The sequence below is a fragment of the Methylobacterium sp. Leaf99 genome (assembly GCF_001422375.1).
Lineage (GTDB): Bacteria > Pseudomonadota > Alphaproteobacteria > Rhizobiales > Beijerinckiaceae > Methylobacterium.
Genome location: NZ_LMMU01000014.1, coordinates 50,404 through 72,143, shown reverse-complemented (window position 1 = coordinate 72,143; position 21,740 = coordinate 50,404). Strand labels below are relative to the sequence as shown.

20 protein-coding genes are annotated in these 21,740 nt (G+C 70.6%); 8 read left to right on the top strand and 12 right to left on the bottom strand.

Features of this window, described 5'->3' with window-relative positions:
- The first annotated feature begins 232 nt into the window (after positions 1-232).
- Positions 233-1,084: a nucleoside triphosphate pyrophosphohydrolase gene (gene mazG, locus ASF28_RS21120; RefSeq protein WP_056097392.1), complete on the top strand. Its 852-nt coding sequence runs from the start codon at positions 233-235 to the stop codon at positions 1,082-1,084.
- A gap of 44 nt (positions 1,085-1,128) precedes the next feature.
- Here the strand turns inward: mazG and ASF28_RS21115 are convergent, their stop codons facing one another.
- Genes ASF28_RS21115 through pabB form a run of 4 tightly spaced genes read right to left on the bottom strand, consistent with a single transcriptional unit; the run spans position 1,129 to position 4,352 of the window.
- On the bottom strand, positions 1,129-1,491 hold the full coding sequence (locus ASF28_RS21115; protein ID WP_056097390.1) for a DoxX family protein: 363 nt from the start codon (positions 1,489-1,491) through the stop codon (positions 1,129-1,131).
- 56 nt (positions 1,492-1,547) lie between these two features.
- A complete protein-coding gene (locus ASF28_RS21110; RefSeq protein WP_056097388.1) occupies positions 1,548-2,363 on the bottom strand; it encodes an aminotransferase class IV in 816 nt (271 codons plus the stop codon).
- Entirely contained in the window at positions 2,350-2,961 is a 612-nt protein-coding gene (locus tag ASF28_RS21105) for an anthranilate synthase component II (RefSeq protein WP_056097385.1), read from the bottom strand. The genes ASF28_RS21110 and ASF28_RS21105 overlap by 14 nt, the downstream gene beginning before the upstream one ends.
- Complete coding sequence (gene pabB, locus ASF28_RS21100) at positions 2,958-4,352, bottom strand: aminodeoxychorismate synthase component I (protein WP_056097384.1); 1,395 nt, start codon at positions 4,350-4,352, stop codon at positions 2,958-2,960. The genes ASF28_RS21105 and pabB overlap by 4 nt, the downstream gene beginning before the upstream one ends.
- Before the next feature lie 246 nt (positions 4,353-4,598).
- Here pabB and rimO point away from each other — a divergent pair, with 246 nt between their 5' ends.
- Positions 4,599-5,945, top strand: coding sequence for a 30S ribosomal protein S12 methylthiotransferase RimO (gene rimO, locus ASF28_RS21095; protein WP_056097382.1), 1,347 nt, complete (start codon positions 4,599-4,601; stop codon positions 5,943-5,945).
- Between the two features lie 90 nt (positions 5,946-6,035).
- On the opposite strand, the gene ASF28_RS21090 is transcribed toward rimO, so the two are convergent.
- From ASF28_RS21090 to ASF28_RS21080, 3 genes are all read right to left on the bottom strand, one after another.
- Positions 6,036-6,221: a DUF3606 domain-containing protein gene (locus ASF28_RS21090; RefSeq protein WP_056097380.1), complete on the bottom strand. Its 186-nt coding sequence runs from the start codon at positions 6,219-6,221 to the stop codon at positions 6,036-6,038.
- 82 nt (positions 6,222-6,303) lie between these two features.
- On the bottom strand, positions 6,304-6,939 hold the full coding sequence (pncA, locus tag ASF28_RS21085; protein WP_056097379.1) for a bifunctional nicotinamidase/pyrazinamidase: 636 nt from the start codon (positions 6,937-6,939) through the stop codon (positions 6,304-6,306).
- 28 nt (positions 6,940-6,967) lie between these two features.
- Entirely contained in the window at positions 6,968-7,942 is a 975-nt protein-coding gene (locus ASF28_RS21080; RefSeq protein ID WP_056097377.1) for a quinone oxidoreductase family protein, read from the bottom strand.
- Between the two features lie 251 nt (positions 7,943-8,193).
- Here ASF28_RS21080 and ASF28_RS21075 point away from each other — a divergent pair, with 251 nt between their 5' ends.
- On the top strand, positions 8,194-8,412 hold the full coding sequence (locus ASF28_RS21075; RefSeq protein ID WP_056097375.1) for a hypothetical protein: 219 nt from the start codon (positions 8,194-8,196) through the stop codon (positions 8,410-8,412).
- On the opposite strand, the gene ASF28_RS21070 is transcribed toward ASF28_RS21075, so the two are convergent.
- On the bottom strand, positions 8,396-9,787 hold the full coding sequence (locus tag ASF28_RS21070) for a GntP family permease (protein WP_056097372.1): 1,392 nt from the start codon (positions 9,785-9,787) through the stop codon (positions 8,396-8,398). The two genes, ASF28_RS21075 and ASF28_RS21070, sit on opposite strands and share 17 nt — an antisense overlap.
- A gap of 201 nt (positions 9,788-9,988) precedes the next feature.
- Between ASF28_RS21070 and ASF28_RS21065 the strand changes: the two genes are divergently transcribed.
- A complete protein-coding gene (locus ASF28_RS21065; RefSeq protein ID WP_056097370.1) occupies positions 9,989-11,212 on the top strand; it encodes an FAD-dependent monooxygenase in 1,224 nt (407 codons plus the stop codon).
- Between the two features lie 3 nt (positions 11,213-11,215).
- Here ASF28_RS21065 and ASF28_RS21060 read toward each other — a convergent pair whose 3' ends face one another.
- Entirely contained in the window at positions 11,216-12,487 is a 1,272-nt protein-coding gene (locus ASF28_RS21060) for a patatin-like phospholipase family protein (RefSeq protein WP_056097367.1), read from the bottom strand.
- Between the two features lie 217 nt (positions 12,488-12,704).
- Here ASF28_RS21060 and ASF28_RS21055 point away from each other — a divergent pair, with 217 nt between their 5' ends.
- Positions 12,705-13,757 carry an HpcH/HpaI aldolase/citrate lyase family protein gene (locus ASF28_RS21055; protein ID WP_056097366.1) on the top strand — a complete coding sequence of 351 codons (1,053 nt, stop codon included), beginning with the start codon at positions 12,705-12,707 and terminating at the stop codon, positions 13,755-13,757.
- Between the two features lie 67 nt (positions 13,758-13,824).
- Positions 13,825-14,178 carry a heat shock protein HspQ gene (gene hspQ / locus ASF28_RS21050; protein WP_056097363.1) on the top strand — a complete coding sequence of 118 codons (354 nt, stop codon included), beginning with the start codon at positions 13,825-13,827 and terminating at the stop codon, positions 14,176-14,178.
- 185 nt (positions 14,179-14,363) lie between these two features.
- Here hspQ and ASF28_RS21045 read toward each other — a convergent pair whose 3' ends face one another.
- The gene (locus ASF28_RS21045; RefSeq protein WP_056097361.1) at positions 14,364-15,146 is read right to left on the bottom strand and encodes an invasion associated locus B family protein; all 783 of its coding nucleotides are present in this window, start codon (positions 15,144-15,146) and stop codon (positions 14,364-14,366) included.
- Between the two features lie 445 nt (positions 15,147-15,591).
- On the opposite strand from ASF28_RS21045, the gene ASF28_RS21040 reads away from it, so the two are divergent.
- Both ASF28_RS21040 and ASF28_RS21035 read left to right on the top strand, forming a co-directional pair.
- The gene (locus ASF28_RS21040; protein WP_244475104.1) at positions 15,592-16,893 is read left to right on the top strand and encodes an AMP-binding protein; all 1,302 of its coding nucleotides are present in this window, start codon (positions 15,592-15,594) and stop codon (positions 16,891-16,893) included.
- A gap of 289 nt (positions 16,894-17,182) precedes the next feature.
- Positions 17,183-17,524, top strand: coding sequence for a hypothetical protein (locus ASF28_RS21035; RefSeq protein ID WP_056097360.1), 342 nt, complete (start codon positions 17,183-17,185; stop codon positions 17,522-17,524).
- 149 nt (positions 17,525-17,673) lie between these two features.
- On the opposite strand, the gene mfd is transcribed toward ASF28_RS21035, so the two are convergent.
- Together mfd and ASF28_RS21025 are read right to left on the bottom strand one after the other, a co-directional pair.
- Positions 17,674-21,273: a transcription-repair coupling factor gene (gene mfd, locus ASF28_RS21030; protein WP_056097358.1), complete on the bottom strand. Its 3,600-nt coding sequence runs from the start codon at positions 21,271-21,273 to the stop codon at positions 17,674-17,676.
- Between the two features lie 107 nt (positions 21,274-21,380).
- Entirely contained in the window at positions 21,381-21,674 is a 294-nt protein-coding gene (locus ASF28_RS21025; protein WP_056097355.1) for an FAD assembly factor SdhE, read from the bottom strand.
- Positions 21,675-21,740 lie beyond the last annotated feature (66 nt).

The following is a 21,740-nucleotide window of genomic DNA, read 5'->3' as shown; positions in this document are numbered from 1 at the left end:
GATACGGGAACGGGGCTCAACCCCCTGTGCCGCAAGGCGTTTCGGCCGCCCCATATAACCTGCATAACTGACTCTCTGAGAATCCCTTACTGATACCTTTCCTAAGGGGATCGGAGGCCGTTCGGTTTAACGAACACGCCGGGCAAAGGGGATTTTTGAGGGACTTTTGAAGGGATGCGCACCGCCTGTCCCGGATCTGTCCCCAGCCTCACCCCTCCCCGCCGGATCGGCTATGGGTTCGTTCGCCCCCGCCCCAAACGTCCCGGAGTTCCCCTTGACCATCGACGCGCTCCTGACCCTGATGGCGGCCCTGCGCGACCCGGAGACGGGCTGCCCGTGGGACGTCGCCCAGACCCATGCCTCCATCGCGCCCTATGCCGTGGAGGAGGCCCACGAGGTGGTGGATGCCATCGAGCGGGACGACGCGGACAATCTGCGCGATGAGCTCGGCGACCTGCTGCTCCAGGTCGTGTTCCATGCCCGCCTGGCGGAGGAGGCGGGGCGCTTCACCTTCGCGGACGTGGTCGCGGCGATCGTCGCCAAGATGATCCGGCGCCACCCGCACGTGTTCGCCGCCGATGGCGGCCCGGTGCCGGCGGGCTCGTCCTTGCGCGATCCGGCCGCGGTGGAGCAGCAATGGGCGGCGATCAAGGCGGAGGAGCGGGCGGGGCGGTCCGAGCGCCGGGCAGGTCCCCTGGACGGCATCGCCCGCGCCCTCCCCGCCCTCAGCCGCGCCGAAAAACTCTCGGCCCGGGCGGCGACCTACGGCTTCGACTGGTCGGACCCGGCCGACGTCGTCGCCAAGGTCCGCGAGGAGACGGACGAGGTCGCCGACGCCATGGCCAACGGCACCCCCGAGGACGTGGCCGAGGAGCTCGGCGACCTGCTGTTCTCGGTGGCCAACCTCGCGCGCCACCTTGGGATCGATCCGGAATATTCCTTAAGCCAAGGGAATAAGAAGTTCGAGCGCCGCTTCACCGCCATGGCGGCGCTGATCGCGGCACAGGGGAAGGCCCTGGAGGAAACGCCCCTGGACGCGATGGAATCCGCCTGGGGGGCGGTGAAGCTGACGGAGAAGGAATAGAAAGGAATATTCTATTCTGCGTGCCGGTCTGCGGCGCCCTGCCCTCACCCGGCGCGGCGGCGCGGCCAGTCGATGAGGCCCGTGGCGTAGAGGGCCCACCACACGAAGACCGGCTGAAACGCGAGGCGCGGCCCGTGGTACCACCACGAATCCGGCAGGCCCGCGACGGGGATGCCCTCGAGGGCGTGCTTGATGTTGGCCGGAAAGACGCAGACGGCGTAGAGGGCGAGCCCGATGCCGGCCCAGCGCCGGGTCGGCGGCCAGATCAGGCCGGCGACGCCGGCGAGTTCGCAACACCCGGTGAGGATCACCACCAGGCGGGGCGCCGGCACCCAGTCGGGCATGATCGGCAGGAACGCGTCGGGGGCGGCGAGATGCACGATTCCGATGAAGCCGTAGGCCGCCATCAGGGCGAGGCGCAGCCAGAAACGGTGATCGCGCGGAGGATGATCGCGCGAAAGCCTCACGGGCGCATGGCCGCGCGCAGGGCCTCGCCGAGGGCCGTGACAGCCGGATGTTCGGCAAACCGCGTCGCGCCGACGGCCCGCACGGGGGCGATCCCGCGCAGGGAATTGGTCAGGAACACCGCGTCGGCGCCGAGGAATTCTTCGAACGCGAGGGGTTGTTCCTCCGCCGTGAATTCGAGGCTTGGGGCCAAGCCCAAAACCTCGGCGCGGACGATGCCGGCGAGCACGCCTTCCGAGAGCGGCGGGGTGACGAGGCGGGTGCCGAACACGGCGAACAGGTTGCCGGTGCCGGCGCAGGCGACGCGTCCGTGGGTGTTGCGGAACAGGGCCTCGTCGAACCCCGCCGCCCGCGCTTCGGCCGCCGCCAGCACGGCGTCGAGGTAGCCGAGCGTCTTCCAGCGCGCGGCCGGCGAGGTGTCGTTGCGGCGGATGTCCGTGGGATGCAGCGTCAGGGACGCGAAGGGCAGGGCGGGCGGGAGCGGCGCCGCGCTCGCCCACAGGACCGGGCGGGGCTCGGCCGGGGGCGCGAGGCCGCGCGGTCCCGAGCCCCGGGTCACCGTGGTGCGAATGGCCGCGAGATCCCCTGCCCCGCCGGCCACGGCCCGCATGGCCTGCGTGATCCGCTCCGGGTCGACGAAGAACCCGAGGGCCCGCGTGGCGGCGGCGAGGCGGGCGACATGCGCGGCCTCGAACACGAGGCGGCCGTCGCGGGCGAGCGCCGTGTCGAACACCCCGTCGCCCAGCGTCAGGCCGCGGTCGGCGAGGTCGAAGGGCACGGGCCCCGCGACGAGGGCGCCGTCAAACCACAGCACGAGACGGCTCCTCCCCCGCGCGCCAGGCACGGGCCAACTCCAAAAAGTTGCCGAACAGGGCGTGGCCGTGCTCGGTCAGCACGGATTCCGGGTGGAACTGGATGCCCCAGGTCGGGTGGCGGGTATGGGACAGGGCCATCACCTCGCCCTCGGCCGAGACGGCGTCCACGGTGAGGGTCTCGGCCATGCCGGGCTCGGGCGTGACGATGAGGGAATGGTAGCGTCCCACCTGCATCGGGCTCGGCAGGCCGGCAAACAGGCCCTGCCCGCCATGGGTGATGGGTGTGGCTTGGCCGTGGAGCGGCCGGCCGGCCCGCGCGACCCGGCCGCCGAAGGCCGCGCCGATGGCCTGGTGGCCGAGGCAGACGCCGAGCAGGGGGATCTCGCCGGACAGGTCGCGGATGGCGGGAAGCGAGATGCCGGCCTCGGCCGGGGTGCAGGGGCCGGGCGAGATCACCACGGCGTCGGGCGCCAGGGCCCGGATGCCGGCGACATCCACGGCGTCGTTGCGCACCACCCGCACGGTCTGCCCGAGTTCCTCGAAGTACCGCACCACGTTGAAGACGAAGGAATCGTAATTGTCGATGACGAGGATCACGGGGCGCCCTCCCCGTCCGGCGCGAACGCCTGGAACACCCGCGCGGCCTTGGTCAGGGTCTCCTCGTATTCGCGGCCCGGGTCGGACAGCAGGGTGACGCCGCCGCCGGCCTGGAGCACGGCCGTGTGGCGGTCCATCACCACCGTGCGGATGGCGATGGCGGTGTCGAGGCCGCCGTCGAAGCCCAGCGCCCCGATGGCGCCGCAATAGAGCTCGCGGGCGTCGCCCTCGATCTCGGTGATGATGTCCATGGCGCGCAGCTTCGGCGCCCCGGTGATGGAGCCGCCGGGGAAGGTCGCCGCGATGAGGTCGATGGCGTCCATCCCGTCCTTCAGGGCTCCGGTGACCACGGAGACGAGATGGTGGACGGAGGCGTAGGATTCGAGCCCGCACAGGACCGGGACCCGCACGCTGTGCGGCGCGCAGATGCGCGAGAGGTCGTTGCGCAGGAGATCGACGATCATGATGTTCTCGGCCCGCTCCTTGGCATCCGCCTGGAGGGCTTCCCCGAGACGCGCATCCTCGTCCGGGTCGGCGACGCGGCGCACGGTGCCCTTGATCGGCCGGGTCTCGATGTCGCGGCCCGACAGCTTGAGGAAGCGCTCGGGACTGCTCGAGGCGACGCGCAGGTCTTCGAAGGCGAGGTAGGCGCCGAAGGTCGCCGGGTTGGTGGCGCGCAGGCGCCGGTAGAGGGCCAGGGCGTCGAAGCCCGCCGGCAGGCCGGCTTCGAAGCGCTGGGCGATGTTGGCCTGGTAGATGTCGCCGGCGCGGATGTAGTCGCGCACCCGCTCCACCGCCGCCTCGTAGGCGGCGCGCGAAAAATTGGAGCGCCAGGCGAGGGGCCCCTGCGCCGCCGGCTCGGGCGTCGGGCGGGCGGCGGACAGGCCTTGCGCGAACAGGGCGAGGCGCGCCTGGGCCCGGGCCTGCCGGGCTTCCGGCTCACGCGCGGGAAAGCCCGTGGCCATGAGCCGGCAGGTGCCGGTCTCGTGGTCGATGCTGAGCACCGTGTCGTAGAGGTTGAAGGCGATGTCGTCGCACAGGCCCGCGCGCTGGGACGGCGCCGCCACCCGCTCCAGGCGTGCGCCGAGATCGTAGGCGAAGTAGCCGATGGCCCCGCCGGTGAAGCCGGCGGCGTCCGGCTCCGGGTCGATCCGGTAGGGCGCGAGGCAGGCGCGCAGGGCCTCGAGGCCGGTGCCGGGCACGGGGTGCCCGTCCAGGGTGGCCTGACCGTCGCGATACCTGAAGCGGGCGAACGGGTCCGCCGCTACGGTCGAGGTCCGGCCGAGGGTCGGGTGATGCATGGCGCTGTCGAGAAAGGCGAGCCCCGGCAGGTGCGCCAGGGCTTCCGCCGCCGCGACGGGATCGACGAACGGGATGTCTGCGGTCCACATGATGATCGGGGCTTAGAGACTCGCGCGGGAAACGGATACCCGCCCTGCCCTGCGGCAAGGATTCCGGGTTTTCTCAGGAGGTGGCACGGGCGCGGCCGCCGGAGAAGCGGCAACGGCGCATGACGCCCCTTGGGGCCGTGAGGCTCGCAAGCCGCCTCGGATGCGGCTATAGAGTTGTCAACTCAGCTTGATTTCCTCGAATCCACGGCCGGTCGGCGCCACTTCGACCGCGCCCGACGGGTGCCCATGACCGCTTCACCCCTGCTGCCGCCGGCGTCCACGAAGCCCGCGCCCAAGATTTCCTTCGTGTCGCTGGGCTGCCCCAAGGCGCTGGTGGATTCCGAGCGCATCCTCACCCACCTGCGCGCGGAGGGCTACGAACTCGCCCGACGCCATGACGGCGCGGATGTGGTCATCGTCAACACCTGCGGCTTCCTCGATTCGGCGAAGGCCGAGTCGCTGTCGGCCATCGGCGAGGCCATGGCAGAGAACGGCCGGGTCATCGTCACGGGATGCATGGGCGCGCAGCCCGACGAGATCCGCGAAAAGTACCCGAACCTTCTGGCCGTCACCGGCCCCCAGGCCTACGAATCCGTGGTGGCGGCGGTGCACGAGGCGGTACCCCCGGCCCACGATCCGTTCCTCGACCTCGTGCCGCCCCAGGGGGTGAAGCTCACCCCGCGCCACTACGCTTACCTCAAGATTTCAGAGGGTTGCAACAATCGCTGCACCTTCTGCATCATCCCGTCCCTGCGCGGCGACCTCGTCAGCCGACCGGCCGGCGACGTCCTGCGCGAGGCGGAAAAACTGGTCAAAGCCGGCGTCAAGGAACTGCTGGTGGTCTCGCAGGACACCTCCGCCTACGGCGTCGACATCCGCTACGCCCCGAGCCCGTGGCAGGGCCGCGAGGTGCGGGCGAAGTTCTACGATCTGTCCGCGGAGCTCGGTGAGCTCGGGGCCTGGGTGCGGATGCACTACGTCTATCCCTACCCGCACGTGGACGACGTCATCCCCCTGATGGCCGAGGGCAAGATCCTGCCCTACCTCGACATGCCGCTCCAGCACGCGTCGCCCTCCGTGCTCAAGCGCATGCGCCGGCCGGGCAACCAGGAGAAGCAGTTGGAGCGCATCCGGCGCTGGCGCGAGATCTGCCCGGATCTCGCCATCCGCTCGACCTTCATCGTCGGATTCCCCGGCGAGACCGAAGCCGAGTTCGAGGAGCTGCTCGCCTGGATCAAGGAAGCCAGGCTCGAGCGCGTCGGCTGCTTCACCTACGAGCCGGTGAAGGGGGCGACCGCCAACGAACTCGGCGACGCGGTTCCCCCGGAAGTCCAGGCCGACCGCAAGCGCCGGTTCATGGAGGCGCAGCAGGTCGTCTCCGCCCGCCTGCAGAAGGCGCGGGTCGGCAAGCGCCTGCCCGTCATCATCGATTCCGTCGCGGGCGGCGTCGCCAAGGGCCGCTCGAAATACGATGCGCCGGAGATCGACGGCAACGTCCACGTCACCTCCCGCCGCCCGCTTCGCGTCGGCGACATCGTCACCGTGAAGATCGAGCGGGCGGATGCGTACGATCTCTATGGAAGTGCGGTGTAGGGGGATCGCAGGCCGTTCCCGATCGCTCCTCGGCGGATGGCGATCGGGAACGGCACTGCCGCCCGTTGGGCCAGGGCTTTACGGCAAGACTTACGGAAAGGGCTTGCCGAGGTGGCGCGCTACGTCGCGTGCCATCACGCCCGCGGCCTTGACCGCGGCGCGCAGCTGAGCCTCGGTGACACCGAATTTCCGGCACCACCACGCGACTTCCCACGTCTCGTTGACGTTGATGCGCTCGCGGTCCGGCGGTCCGCGCTTGTCCAGATCATCATTCATTAAAAAGATACCTCAGGTTGACGATATCTGATCTTAGTAACCTGAGCGATATTTCAAGGGCTTTGTTGCACCTCGGATGAGGCTATCGCCGATCTGCGAGTTCCGAGGTGATGCTTCTACGGACTCCGGCTGCTGTCATCTCGGCCCAGGCCCATGCAACCGAGCCGTTATGGTCGATGCCACGCACGGCGTCCTCCACAACTACCACGTCGAACCCCGCCGCGCGGGCATCGAGGGCGCTCCAGCCGACGCAGTAATCCGTGGCGAGGCCGCACACGACCACGCGGGTGAACCCGCGCTCGCGCAGGTAGCCGGCGAGCCCCGTGGGGGTCGCGCGGTCGGCCTCCAGGAACGCCGAGTAGCTGTCGACGCCGGGATGGTGCCCCTTGCGGATCACCAGTTCGGCGCGCTCGGCCCGCAGGCCGGGGGCGAGGGCGGCGCCGGCCGTTCCCTGGATGCAGTGCTCCGGCCACAGCACCTGATCGCCATGGGGCAGCGCCACCGTCTCGAACGCCGACCGGCCGGGATGGCTGGCGGCGAAGGAGACGTGGCCCGGCGGGTGCCAGTCCTGGGTCACCACCACGTGGGCGAACCGGTCGACGAGGCGGTTGATCGGGGCGATCACCCCGTCGCCGTCCGACACGGCCAGGGCGCCGCCGGGCAGGAAGTCGACCTGCACGTCCACCACGAGGAGGACGTCCGATGATCCGGGGATCACGGCGTCCTCCGATCCCGGGAGAACGGTATCACGGGATCATCACCGTGGCGCCCGTGGTCTTGCGGCTGGCCAGATCCGTGTGGACCTGCGGGGCCTCCGACAGTTTGGCCTTCGCGTGGACGGGAATCTTGACGGCGCCGCTCGCCACCACGGAGAACAGGTTCTTCGCCATGGCGTCCAGGGTCTCGCGCTGGCCCGCATGGGCGAAGAGCGAGGGACGGGTGGCGTAGAGCGAGCCCTTCTGGCCGAGCAGCGCCAGGCTGAAATCGTCCACGGGGCCCGAGGCCGAGCCGAAGCTGACGAAGAGGCCCAGCGGGCTGATGCAGTCGAGGGAGGCCGGGAAGGTGTCGCGGCCGACGCCGTCATAGACCACCGGTACGCCCTTGCCCCCCGTGATCTCCTTCACCCGGGCGGCAAAGTCCTCGTCGCGGTAGAGGATGACGTGATCGCAGCCGTTGGCCCGCGCCAGCTCCGCTTTCTCCTCGGAGCCGACGGTGCCGATGACCGTGGCGCCCAGATGCTTCGCCCACTGGCAGGCGATGAGGCCGACGCCACCGGCGGCGGCGTGGAACAGGATCGTGTCGCCGGCCTTCACCCGGTAGGTCCGGTGCAGGAGGTACTCAGCGGTGAGACCTTTGAGCATCATCGCGGCGGCGGTGGTGTCCTCCACGCCCTCGGCGAGGTGCACGGCGGCGCTGGCGTTGATCACCACCTCCTCCGCATAGGTGCCGGCGGCCGAGCCGTAGGCCACGCGCTCGCCGGCGCGGAACGCGGTGACGCCCTCGCCCACCGAGACCACGGTGCCGGCGCCCTCGTTGCCGGGGGTGAACGGCAGCTGCGGCACCTTGTAGGCGCCCGAGCGGAAGTAGATGTCGATGAAGTTGACGCCGATGGCGCTCTGGCGGACGCGGATCTGTCCGGGCCCGGGCTCGGGCACCGTGACGTCCTCGTAGCGCATCACCTCGGGGCCGCCGTATTCGTGGACTCGGATCGCCTTCGCCATGGGGCTCGCTCCTCGATGGGTCTCGGTCTCAGCGAGATAGACGGTCCACGCGCGCGAGCAATGGTGGGGGCGGTCTCGCGGCCCTCCACGTGCGCCGCCGCACCCGCGCGCGCGTCCGTCGCACGCCGCGGAGCAGGCGATTGCGCGGCACACAAATCCCTGGTTTACAAGGTGCCGCCGTCATGGTTCGGACCACAACGGGCGGTTGATCTTGCCTGCACCAATAACGTGAAGACCAACCGGACGATGGGATGGACGAGATCGTATGGATACGCCCGGCGGCCTATGATCCGGCCGTTCAGCCCGGCACGATCCTGCGGCCGGAGGCGACCCTGCCGGCCTTCCAGGTGCTGGAGCGCCGTCTCGTGGTGATGATGTTCAATCCGGGGCGCACCTGGGAGATCAAGCCGTTCACCCAGCTCACCCTGCGGATCGTCGAACCGGTGGCGCCCGTCACACGATTCCCGTGAGGTAGTAGACCCCGATCACCAGGAACACGGCGCTCGTCTTCAGCACGGTGATGGCGAAGATGTCGGCATAGGCCTGCCGGTGGGTGAGGCCGGTCACGGAGAGGAGCGTGATCACGGCGCCGTTGTGAGGCAGGGTGTCCATGCCGCCGCTCGCCATGCTGGCCACCCGGTGCAGCACCTCCAGGGGGATGTTCGCCGCCTCGGCCGCCGCGATGAAGGGGCCGGACATGGCCGCGAGCGCGATGCTGAGCCCCCCGGAGGCCGAGCCGGTGATGCCGGCGAGCGCCGTCACCGTCACCGCCTCGTTCACCAGGGGGTTCGGGATCGCCGAGAGGGCGTCGCGGATCACGAGGAAGCCCGGCAGCGCAGCGATGACCGCGCCGAAGCCGTACTCGGACGCGGTGTTCATGGCCGCCAGGAGGGCGCCCGCCACCGCCGCCCGGCTGCCCTCGGCGAAGCCCTGGGCGACGGGCTTCCAGGCGAAGGCCAGCACCGTGAGGATGCCGGCGACGAGCGCGAGCTCCACCGCCCAGATGGCGGTGACGGACGAGATCGTCGTCACGATGGGCTTGTCGAGGCCGGCGAGCGCCGTCTCGGCCCTGGGCCCGTAGAGGCGCGGGATCGCCGCCGTGAAGGCGAGGTTCGAGAGCCCCACCACCACGAGGGGCAGGAGGGCGACGGCCGGGTGCGCCCGGGCGGCCGCATCCATCACCGCCGGCTCGTTGCCGTGGCCGCTGCCGTAGCCCTCGCCCCGGCGCCTGGCCGCGGCGATGCGGGCATCGAGATAGGCGACGCCGGCGACGAGGATGAAGGCCGCGCCGATGAGGCCGAGCCAGGGCGCGGCCCAGGTGTTGGTGTTGAAGAAGGTGGTGGGGATGATGTTCTGGATCTGCGGCGTGCCCGGCAGGGCGTCCATGGTGTAGGAGAAGGCGCCGAGGGCGATGGTGCCGGGGATCAGGCGCTTGGGGATGTCGGAGAGGCGGAACGCTTCGGCCGCGAACGGATAGACGGCGAACACCACGACGAACAGCGAGACGCCGCCATAGGTGAGCAGGTTGCACACGAGCACAATGGAGAGCACGGCCCGCTTGGCGCCGACGAGTTCGATCACCGCCGTGACGATGGAGCGCGAAAACCCCGACAGCTCGATGACCTTGCCGAACACGGCGCCGAGCAGGAACACCGGGAAGTACAGCTTCACGAAGCCGACCATCTTCTCCATGAACAGGCCGGAGAACACCGGCAGCACGGCGGAGGGGTCGGTGAGCAGCACGGCCGCCAGCGCCGCCACGGGGGCGAACAGGATGACGCTGAAGCCGCGATAGGCCACCAGCATGAGAAAGCCGAGCGCGAGGAGCGCGATGGCGAGGTTCATGGGGGTGTCCTTCCTCCGGGCCCGGGCCCGCACGGCCTCCGTTCCAGGATGCTACCCGGCGCTGTTTTCCCGCACCATCGCGTCCCTTGACCGATCCGGCCGGCTCCCTCTGTAAGGGATGACGGATCGGCCGGTCTGTCCCATTTTCGACGCCGCCCTCCGACACCCGCGTCGGACGGGCGTACCCAGGAGAACAGCCCCGTGGCCCCATCGCCCGAGAGTGATTCGCGCGCGCCGGCTCCCTTCGCGGTCGCGGTGGTCGGCGCCGGGGCCGCCGGGCTCGCCGCCGCCCTGGCGCTCGCCCGCGACGGGGTTTCCACCGCCCTCGTCGGCCGGCACGCGCCCGTGGCCGACGGGCGCACGGTGGCGCTCCTCGACGGGTCCGTGCGCTTCCTCAGGGCGCTCGGCGCCTGGGACGGCATCGCACCCCACGCCAGTCCGCTCGCCGAACTCCACATCGTCGACGACACCGGCAGCCTGTTCCGGCCGCCCCCGGCCCGCTTCGTCGCCACGGAGATCGGCCTCGATGCCTTCGGCTGGAACGTCGAGAGCGCCCGCCTCGTGGAGAGTTTGCGGGTTCAGGCCCGTGCCACGCCGAACCTGACTCTGTTCGAGAGCGACGCGGAGGCGTTCAGCGCCGGAGAAACGGAGGCGGCCCTGACGCTCGGGGACGGCACGCGCCTGTCCGCCCGCCTCGTGGCCGGCGCCGACGGCGCCCGCTCGAAGCTGCGCGCCGCCGCCGGCCTCGTGCCCCGCGAATGGTCCTATCCGCAAGCCGCCATCACCACGATCCTGGCCCATACCCGCCCGCACCGGGATGTCTCGACGGAATTCCACACCCGGCAGGGGCCGTTCACCCTGGTGCCCCTGCCGGGCGGCCACCGCTCCAGCCTCGTCTGGGTGATGGACGCGGCGCGGGCGCAAGGCATGGCGGCCCTCGAGGAATCCGGGCTGGCCCGGGCCGTCGAGGCGCAGGCGCAGGCGATGCTGGGACACATGCGGATCGACGGGCCGCGCGGCCTCGTGCCCATGCGCGGCCTCGCCCTGACGAGCCCGGTGGCGGCGCGCCTCGCCCTCGTGGGCGAAGCCGCCCATGTCTTCCCGCCCATCGGCGCGCAGGGGCTCAATCTTGGCCTGCGCGATGCGGCGGCCCTGCGGGACGCCGTCGCCGACGCGGTGGCGGACGGGCGCGATCCGGGGTCCCGGGCGGCCCTTGCGGGGTTCGCCCGGGGGCGCGGTCGCGATGCGCGCCTGCGCACCCTGGCGGTCGATGCCCTCAACCGCAGCCTGCTCACCGGCTTCCTGCCCGTGGATGCCCTGCGCGGCCTCGGGCTCCTCGCCATGACGACGATCACGCCCCTGCGCCGCTTCGTCATGCGCGAAGGCGTGGTGCCGCGCCTCGGCGCGCCCAGCCTCATGCGCTGAGACTCAGCGCCGGACCAGCTCGACGGCTTCCTTCGGTGCGGTCGTTCCCGTGAGGGAGACGGCCGGCAGATCGCCGTCCTTCCCGCGCGGCGTTCTGGTCTCGACGTCGGCCTCGCGGTCCCTGGCGTCTCCGCGGAAGGCGGTGCCGGCGCGGCCCAAGGCTTCGCCATGGAAAAACAGCGCCTTCATGTAGCCCTGGTCGAAGGGCGCCGTGGTCGTCCGGGTGAACCGTCCGTCGATCTCGGCCACCCGGAGGTCGAGGCCCGTCCGCTCGGCGAAGCTCCGGCCGAGGGCCAGGGCGGCGCGGGTCTGCGCCTTGATCGCCGCCGACATGGAGCGGCCGAGCACGCTCAGGGTGGTGCGCGAGGCCATCTGGAATTGGGGCGCGAGGGAATTGTTGACCACGAGGTAGACCCGGTGCGTCGGCAGGGGGGTCGGGTGTGCGGCCAGCAGGGTCGCCTCGGGCGCGAGGTAGTACGGCGCCGTGGTGCCGCCGTCGTCGTGCATCTCCTGGATGTGCCGGGAGCCCGCCACGGCCTCGACCATCACCGGCGGAAACACCCCCGGCACCGCCGAGGAGGCGAGGATGATGTCCCGGAACAGGGCGAGGGCCTTCGGGCCGTCGGTGCCGGCGATGGCGCCCATGTCCCACAGGACCGGGCGCTCGGAATCCACCGCCGTGGTGGCGACGAGGAGGCGCCGGCCCTTGGCGTGCTCGGCCGCGATGGCCTGGAGCAGCTTCGGGGTCACCGACCTGTCGATGCGCCGCTTCAGCGGCCAGGTGTCGGTCAGGGCCTCGGCCGTCGCCCCGAACTCGAACACGTCGGCCGCCGAGATCTCGGTGTAGCCCTGGCGCAGGGCCTCGTCCCCGCCGGAGCCGACGAAGGCGAAGGGGGCGATCATCGCGCCCGTGCTGACGCCGGTGATCACGCCGAAGGCGGGCCGGGTCCCGGCCTCGCTCCAGCCCTTCAGGAGGCCCGCCGCGAAGGCGCCGTTCTCGCCGCCGCCCGAAAGGACGAGCCAGGGATCGGAGGCGGCCCGCGCGCCCGCGAGGAGGCGGGCGAAGGCGGCGGGATCGTCGCCGGGGATGCGCACGCCCGCGGGAAATCCGTCGGGTCTGGCCGCGGCGGCCTCCGCGGCGGTGAAGGCGGCGCGCTCAGAAGTCCTGGTTCGCTCGGCCGCGAAACCCGGTTGCGGGAGGCCGAGGCCGAGGCCGATGACGCACACGAGTGCCGTGGACCGGAGGCTGGTGCGCCTGATCGATGATCCGGACATGGGTCCGTCCTTCGTTCGTGGTCGAGGTGCCCGCCTCGTCGTCAGAACGTGAGGCCGCGGGTCCTGTTCCGGATGGTCCTCCCATCCCGACCCCATGGCAAACGGTTTGGTGTGTCCGCGCACCTTTACGGCGGGGGCAGGCTTGAACTAACCGCTGGACGGGAGCCCGCCGCACAAGAATACCCGCCCCACAAGAACATTGGAGCCTGAGACGCCGATGAAACTGCCCCGCCGCTTCTTCCAGCCCCTCGCCACCGGCGCGCCGGCCCCGTTCCGCGAGCTTCCGGTGAAGCTCGAGCGGATGATCCACTTCGTGCCGCCGCACAACGACAAGGTCCGCGCCCGCGTGCCCGAGCTCGCCGCCACCGTCGACGTGGTGCTGGGCAACCTCGAGGACGCCGTGCCCGTCGATCAGAAGGAGGCCGCGCGCAAGGGCTTCGTCGCCATGGCGCAGGCGACCGACTTCGCCGCCTCCGGCACCGGCCTGTGGACCCGCATCAACGCCCTGAACTCCCCTTGGATTCTCGACGACCTGTTCGAGATCGTGTCCCAGGTCGGCGACAAGCTCGACGTGGTGATGGTGCCCAAGGTCGAGGGGCCGTGGGACATCCACTACGTCGATCAGCTCCTCGCCCAGCTCGAGGCGAAGCACGGGGTCGGAAAGCCCATCCTCGTCCACGCCATCCTGGAGACGGCCGAGGGGGTCGCCAACGTCGATGCCATCGCGTCGGCCTCCCCGCGCATGCACGGCATGAGCCTCGGCCCCGCCGATCTCGCGGCGTCGCGCGGCATGAAGACCACCCGCGTCGGCGGCGGCCACCCGGATTACCGCGTCATCGCCGATCCGACGTCGGACGGCGCCGCCCGGGCCAGCGCCCAGCAGGACCTCTGGCACTACACCATCGCGAAAATGGTCGATGCCTGCATGGCCAACGGCCTCAAGGCGTTCTACGGCCCGTTCGGCGACTTCTCCGACGGCGAGGCCTGCGAGGCCCAGTTCCGCAACGCCTTCCTCATGGGCTGCGCCGGCGCCTGGACGCTCCACCCGAATCAGGTCGCCATCGCCAAGCGGGTCTTCGCGCCCGATCCGGCGGAGGTCGCCTTCGCGGTGCGCATCGTCGAGGCGATGCCCGACGGCACCGGCGCGGTGATGCTCGACGGCAAGATGCAGGACGACGCCACCTGGAAGCAGGCCAAGGTCATCGTCGATCTCGCCAGGCTCGTCGCCGACAAGGACCCGGAGCTCGCCAAGACGTATGGCCTGACCTGAGGTCCCGGTTGTCGTCGGCGGCCTCTGCGCCGATGACAACCGCATCGCGCCGGCTTATCTGGCAGGGATGACCGATACGATCTCCGCCACGCCCAAGATGAGAACCGCCAAGTTCGGCCTCGGCGCCGTGGTCCGCCACCGCATCTACCCGTTCCGCGGCATCGTGTTCGACGTCGACCCGGTGTTCGACAACACCGAGGAATGGTGGCTGGCGATTCCCGAGGAGGTCCGGCCGCGCAAGGACCAGCCGTTCTACCACCTGCTCGCCGAGAACGCCGAGAGCGAGTACGTGGCCTACGTTTCCGAGCAGAACCTCGTCCCCGATACCTCCGGCGAGGCCCTGCGCCACACCGGCATCGCCGAGGTGTTCGAGCGCGACGCGGAAGGCACCTACCGGATGCGCAGCTCCCAAGCCAACTGATCTCGGGCCAACTGATCTCGGGCCAACTGATCCCGGGCCAACTGATCCCGGGCCAACTGATCCCGGGCCGACGGGTCCGGTTCCGGACATGAGAAAGGCCGGGCGATTTCTCGCCCGGCCTTTCTCATGTCGGAGATCCCCGGGATCGCGGCCGGGCCGCAATCCCGGGGATCGGGGATCGGGGATCAGGGCTTGGGCGCAGGGGCCGGGGCGCCGGCAGCGGGCGCGTTCTGCTGCTCGAGCTTCTTGCGCGTCTCGTCGGCGCGCTTCTCCATCTCGGCCTGGAGCTTCTTCTGCTGCTCTTCCAGGACCTTCGGGTCGATGGCCGGGCCGTCGAAGGCCTTGCCGAAGCCGGCCAGCGGCACCGCGAAGGTGACCTCGCGCTGGGTCTGGTTCTGGACGCTGACGTTGAGGGTGGTGCCCTTCTTCATGGCGTTGACGACGTCGTTGCTCACGCCGCCGGCTTCGGCGAAGCAGCCGTTGGGGAAGCAGACGGCGAACTTGCCCGGCGTGCCCTGCTGGCCGTCGACGGTGAAGCGGATGCCGGGCTGCAGCAGCAGGCCCAGGGGCAGCAGGTAGCGCACCACGCGCACGTTCTGCTGGGCGTTCTTCATGTCGTAGACGGCGACGGCCAGCACCGGCTGGCCCTGGTCGGAGACGAAGTCGCGGGTGGTGTAGCAGACGTCCGTGGCGCTCGCCTGATCCTTGCCGCAGACCTTGGTCCACTCGGTCTGGGACGGCTCGGACTTCACGTTGACGGTCTGGGGTCCGGTCTGCTGCTGGGCCATGCCGCCGGCCGCGGGCGCGGCCGGAGCCGTCGGGGCGGGGGCCGTCGGCGCCGGGGCGGCCGGCTTGGGCTTGGCGGCCTGCGCCAGGGCGGACCCGGCAAGACCCGATCCTGCAAGACCCGCCAGGGCGAGGAACGCGGCGATGCGCAGCGGGCGCGCGGGACGGTTGGCGAAGGACATCAGGTCTGACCCCTTGGAATTCGACGGACTTGGGAATGGACTCGGGACTTCAGCGGATTTGGCAAGTCCGCAGACTTCGTGGAGGGCGCGCGAACGGGACGCTTGAGTCCCGGCGGCCGCTTGAACTGACGCGACACGGTGACGACGGATCCGATTTCGGCGCCGGTCCGAGGCCCCGCGCCGGGAGACCGGACGCGTCCCGACCCCGCCTGAACGATTGCGCGGCCTGCTTTCCCTCGGAATGCGGCGAAGACATGACACCAGCCCCGTTCGGACCGTGCGCGAAGGCCGGGTTAAGGTTGGCTTAACCCTAAGGGTTCATGAACGCAGGGCAGCGGGAGTTCAAGCGCACGTGTCGGCGCAACCAGTCATCTCATCCCTCTTCCCATCCCTCCCCCCGGGTCCCGCCACCGGTTCCGCCGCTGCGCCCCGCCGCCCCGCCCTCGTGGACCTGACGGCCCTGGGCGCGGGAATCCCACCGCCCCCGGCCGGGCCGCAGACGCCCCCGGCCGGCCGGCCGGAGGGGCGCGACGCCCCGTCACGCACCCAGCGCCTGTGCACCCTGCTGGCCGCCACCGCCTACGCCCATCCGCAACGGGTCGCCCTCGTCGATCCGGCGGGCAAGCCCCTCTGGAGCGGGCGGCCCGCCATCACCTGGACCTACGGCGCCGCCGCCGAGATCGTGGCGCGCCTCGCCAACGGCCTGCGCGGCTGGCGATTGCCGGCCGCGAGCCGGATCGGAATCGCCCTGCCGGGCGGCGTCGAGGGCGCACTCGCCCTCCTCGCGGTGGAGGCGGCCGGCCACGTTCCCTGCCTCCTGCCCCCGGCCCTCGACGAGGACGGCCTCGTCGCCGCCGTCCAGGCCGCCGGCATCAACGCCGTCCTGACCCAGGCCCGCTTCGGCGCGAGCCGTCCGGCCGAGCGCCTGTGCCGGGTGGCGGCGCGATACTTCGGCCTGCGCTACCTCGCCGCCTTCGGACCGGACGTGCCGGACGGGGTGATCAACCTCGACGCCATGGTGCTCGATCAGTCCGGCGGGCCGTTCGCCCCGGGTCCGGGCGGGTTCGTCAGCTTCGCCGGCGGCGACCCCACCCGGCCGATCCATCGCAGCGGCGACGCCCTCCTGGCGGCCATCGCCGCACACCGCGTCACCGCCCGGATGGCGCCCGGCGTGCGCCTCCTCACCCTCCTGCCGGGCAGCGACCTGCGCGGCCTCGTCACCGGCCTCGGCGCCGCCCTGGTCGCCGGCGCCGCCTTCGAGCCGATGCCGGTGTTCGAGGCGGCCGCCTTCACGGAGGCCCTGGAGCGGCCGGTGCCGACCCACCTCGTGGTGCCGGCCGCCCTCGAGGCCAACCTCGCCGCCTGCCGCCTGCCCCCGACGCTCGCCGGCATCCTCCTGGTCCACCGCGTGCCGGCCCGCTTCCCGCCGCGCCGTCTGCCCTCCGGGCCGGACGCGCCGAAGGTGATGGACGTGGTCGCCTTCGAGGAGATCGTCCTCCTCACCGGCGCGCGGGCCGGCAGCGACGTCGCCCTCACCCTGGCGGCGCCCGAGCGGGCCAACCCCGTCTCGACCCTGATGAGCCTGCGCCGCGACGCCGACGGCACCCTCGCCTTCCGCGGCCGCGCCTGCCACGCGGGACCGCTGCAACGCGGCATCCCCCAGCCGGACTTCGTCGATGCCTGGCTGTCCTCGCCGTTCCGGGCCCCCGTCGACGCCGGCCAGGCCACGGGGATCACCCGTGATTGACGCCAGACACGCCCACGGCCCCGAAAACGCACGACGGGCGTCATAAATTCGAAACCCGATCTTCGTCCCGGAAGCGAATCAGAATTCTTTTGCAGAAGATGAATTACCATCAGTAGTTTAGAAGGGCGTCCGGATGTGATGGATGAGGTCCGGGCGCCGGACTGCGAGTCCATCCACCACGCTACCGTCACCAAAACCCCGATTTTGCGCCAGCGAACCAATCGTCGCCGTGTGTGTTGTCACACGGGTCCCTTCCCAAGGGACGATGGATGGACTACCGCTGACGCTCATGGGTGCGCTGCAACAGGTTCTCGTTGTCGATGATGGCCATCGGGCCATCGACCGCTCGCTGGCCGCAGAGCTCGCGGAGCTCGGCTATGCCAGCGTCACCGCGTCCCTGGAAGCGGCGCAGGACGTGCTCGCGGTCATCGCGCGCCCGGCCGCCATCCTGCTCCAGACATCGTCGCGCGATCCCGCCTACGCGCTGCTGTCCGAGCGCCTGCGGGAGCAGATGCGCCAGGCCGGGATTCCGGTCATCGTCGTGGACGAGGTCATGGCCGGCCAGGCTGGCACGCGCATCGACCTCCAGAGCGAGATCGGCCCCTACGTCCTCAACGAGCCCGATCTCTGATCATCGCTGTCCGCCCGCGCTCGACACGTTGCGAAAATGCTTGAGCGTCCGCACTTAACCCCTGACCATACAACGGGATTTCGCCTCGACGGGCGCGCTGGAAGGCGCGCCCGTTTCGCGTTCGGGCGGCCTTCGTCAGGCGGTCTTTGTCAGGCGGCCTTGGCCTTCCTGGCATGGGCGATCTTCGACAGCTCGCGCAGGATCGTGGTGGTGATCTTGAGGCGTTCGGGGATCGAGTCGAGGTCGCGGATGAAGACGATGCTCATGTCCGGGCGCACCTTGGCGAAGGACGCCTGCCCCGCGACGTAGGCTACCAGCCCTTGCGGGTTGGCGAACGACTTGTCGCGGAAATGCACCACGGCGCCCTTCGGTCCGGCCTCGACCTTCTCGACGTTGCAGTCGCGGCACAGGATCTTGATGGTGACGATTCTGAGGAGCTGCTCCACCTCCGGCGGCAATGGCCCGAACCGGTCGATGAGCTCGGCGCCGAAGCTCTCCATCTCGGCGTCGTTCTCCAGGGTCGAGAGCCGGCGGTAGAGGCCGAGGCGCACGGTGAGGTCCTCGACGTAGTCCTCCGGGATCGTGACCGGCGCCCCGAGGGCGATGGTCGGCGACCACGCCTCCTCCGCGGGCTCCTCGATGCCGGCCTTCAGGGCGGTGACCGCATCCTCCAGCATCTGCTGGTAGAGTTCGTAGCCGACCTCCTTGATGTGGCCGGACTGGGCGTCGCCGAGCAGGTTGCCCGCGCCGCGGATGTCGAGGTCGTGGGAGGCGAGCTGGAAGCCGGCCCCGAGGGTGTCGAGGGTCTGGAGCACCTTGAGGCGCTTGTCCGCCTGCACCGTCAGGGTGCGGTTGGCCGGCGTGGTGAACAGGGCGTAGGCCCGGGCCTTGGCACGCCCGACGCGGCCGCGCAGCTGGTAGAGCTGGGCCAGACCGAACATGTCGGCCCGGTGCACGATCAGCGTGTTGGCGGTCGGGATGTCGAGGCCGGATTCGACGATGGTGGTGGAGAGCAGCACGTCGTACTTGCCCTCGTAGAACGCGGTCATCACGTCCTCGAGCTGGCCGGCCGCCATCTGGCCGTGGGCCACCGCCACGGTGGTCTCGGGCATCTCGGTGTCGAGGAACTTCTTGACCTCCGCCAGATCCTCGATCCTGGGCACGACGTAGAACGACTGGCCGCCGCGATAACGCTCGCGCAGGAGCGCCTCGCGGACCAGGAGCGGATCGAACGGCGTCACGGAGGTGCGGACCGCCAGGCGGTCCACCGGCGGCGTCGCGATGATGGAGAGTTCGCGCACCCCCGTCATGGCGAGCTGCAGGGTGCGGGGGATCGGGGTCGCCGACAGGGTCAGCACGTGGACATCGGCCTGGAGCGCCTTGAGGCGTTCCTTGTGGGCCACGCCGAAATGCTGCTCCTCGTCGACGATGATGAGGCCGAGATCCTTGAAGGTGATGGCTTTGGCCAGCAGCGCGTGGGTGCCGACGACGATGTCGACGGTGCCGGCGGCGATGCCCGCGCGGTTCTGCTTCATCTCGGCGGCGGAGACGAAGCGCGAGAGCTGCGCCACCTGGACGGGCAATCCCTTGAAGCGCTCGGCGAAGGTCCGGAAATGCTGGCGGGCCAGGAGGGTGGTGGGCACCACCACCGCCACCTGCTTGCCCCCCATGGCGCCGGCGAAGGCGGCGCGCAACGCCACCTCGGTCTTGCCGAAGCCGACATCGCCGCAGACGAGGCGGTCCATGGGCCGGCCGGCATTGAGGTCGGTGAGTACGGCATCGATGGCCGCGGCCTGATCCTCGGTCTCGTTGAAGGCGAAGCGCGCCGCGAACTCGTCGGTGAGCCCCTCGGGCGCGTGCAGGCGCGGAGCCTGCCGCACGAAGCGCTCGGCCGCGACCTTGATGAGCTGGCCGGCCATCTCGAGGATGCGCTTCTTCATCTTGGCCTTGCGGGCCTGCCAGGCCCCGCCGCCGAGGCGGTCGAGGGCGACCTCCGCGTCCTCCGAGCCGTAGCGCGTCAGGAGCTCGATGTTCTCCACGGGCAGGAGCAGCAGGCCGCCGGCATACTGGATCTCCAGGCAGTCGTGCGGGGCGCCCGCCGCCGTCACGGTCTTCAGGCCGACGAACCGGCCGATGCCGTGATCGGCATGGACCACGAGGTCGCCGGGCTGAAGCGCCTGGACCTCCAGGATGATGTCCTGCGGGCGCTTGGCCTTGCGCTTCTGGCGCACGAGGCGGTCGCCGAGGATGTCGCCCTCGGAGATCACCGCGAGCTTGTCGACGATGAAGCCGGATTCCAGGCCCCAGACCGCCACCGCCACGTCGGTGCCGCGCTTGAGCGCGTTCACCGCCGTCAGGGTGTTGATGGCGATGGGCTTCTTCAGGCCGTGGTCGCCGAGCACGGAGCACAGGCGGTCGCGCGAGCCGTCGGACCAGGACCCCAGGATCACGTGATGACCGGATCCCTGGAGCTCCTTCACGTGGGCCACGGCGGCGTCGAACACGCTGGCCGATTCGTCGGCGCGCTCGGCCGCGAAGGTGCGCCCGGCCCGGCCCTCGCAATCGATGGTCAGGCGCTCGGGGCTCTCGGGCACGGAGAACGGCGAGAGCCGGGCGACGGCGGCCGCCGCCACCCGGTCGCGCCACTCGTTCTGAGTCAGGTAGAGGGCGGAGGGCTTGAGGGGCTTGTAGGGGGCGACCCCGGGGGACGGCGTCTTCACCGCCTCGGCGCGGGCGTCGTAATAATCGCGGATCAGGGTGAGGCGCTCGGCCGCCGCCTCCTCGACCTGCGCGTCGAACACCATCGGCACGCCGGCGACGTAATCGAACAGGGTGTCGAGGTGGTCGTAGAACAGGGGCATCCAGTGTTCGAGGCCGGCATAGCGCCGGCCCTCGCTGATGGTCTCGTAGAGACGGTCGTCGCGGGTCGCCGCGCCGAAGCTCCCGATATAGCCCTGGCGGAAGCGCCGGATGGTCTCGGTGGTGAGCTGGACCTCGCTCATGGGCACGAGGTCCAGCGAGCGGAGTTGCCCGATGGTGCGCTGGGTCTCGGGATCGAAGGCGCGGATCGATTCGAGGGTGTCGCCGAAGAAGTCGAGGCGGATGGGGTTGGGCAGGCCCGGCGGCGACAGGTCGAGGATGCCGCCGCGCACGGCGTATTCGCCCGTGTCCCGCACCGTCCCCGTGCGCAGAAATCCGTTGGCCTCGACCCAGGCGGTGACCCGATCCATGGGCACGACGTTGCCGATGGCGGCCGAGAACGTCTCGACGGCGATCTTCTCTCGGGGAGGCACCCTCTGAATCAGAGCGTTGACGGTGGTGCAGAGGATGCGCGGCTGCTCTTCCGACGAGCGCGAGCGGGACAGCCGCGACAGGGCGGTCATGCGCTGGGCCGCGATGGCGGCGTTCGGCGAGACCCGGTCGTAGGGCTGGCAATCCCAGGCCGGCACGCTCATGGCCTCGATCTCGGGGGCGACGAACTTCAGGGCGTTGACGAAGGCGGCCGCGCGCCCGGAATCGCGCGCCACGTGGACGAGGACCGCCGGACCCTCGACGTCGCGGCTGAGCGCCCTGGCGAGGTCGGCCACCACGACGGCGTCGAACCCCTCCGGCACGTTGGCCAGCGTCGGGCTGTCGCCGCGCTTGAGCGCCTCCAGCGCCCGGGCGAGGGGCCCGGATTTCGGCAGGGCGAAGCGCGCCGTCTGCGGCTTCGGGGCGGGCGCGGGGGCTTTGGGCTGGGGTTTTGCCATCGGGTCGGGTGTTCGAACTCGTTCGGTGGGCGAGGCGCGACGCAGAGTCCCCCCCCGTATGGGGCGGGATCCAGGGCGTCGGACGGTCCCGTGCGGTGGCGCGCCGTCTAGTGAATCGGCGCGTCGTGCTTATGGAACGCCTTGAGGCGGCGGTACACGGGGGTATCGTAGTTCTGCGGCGTCTCGTCCTCACCCGTGAGCCAGCGGAACAGGTCCCGGTCCGGCACCTCGATGAGGGCCTCGAACAGGGTCAGCTCCTCCTCCGTCAGGGTGCCGATCTCGGCATCGGCGAAGCGGCCCATGATCAGGTCCATCTCGCGGATGCCGCGGTGCCAGGCGCGGAAGAGGGTGCGGCGGCGGCGCGGATCGAGGTCCGCGCTGGTGCGGGTGGTTCCGGACATGGGGCGGCCTGTGATGCTGTGATCCGGGGATGCTGTGATCCTCGGATCAGAGGATTGCAAGATCGA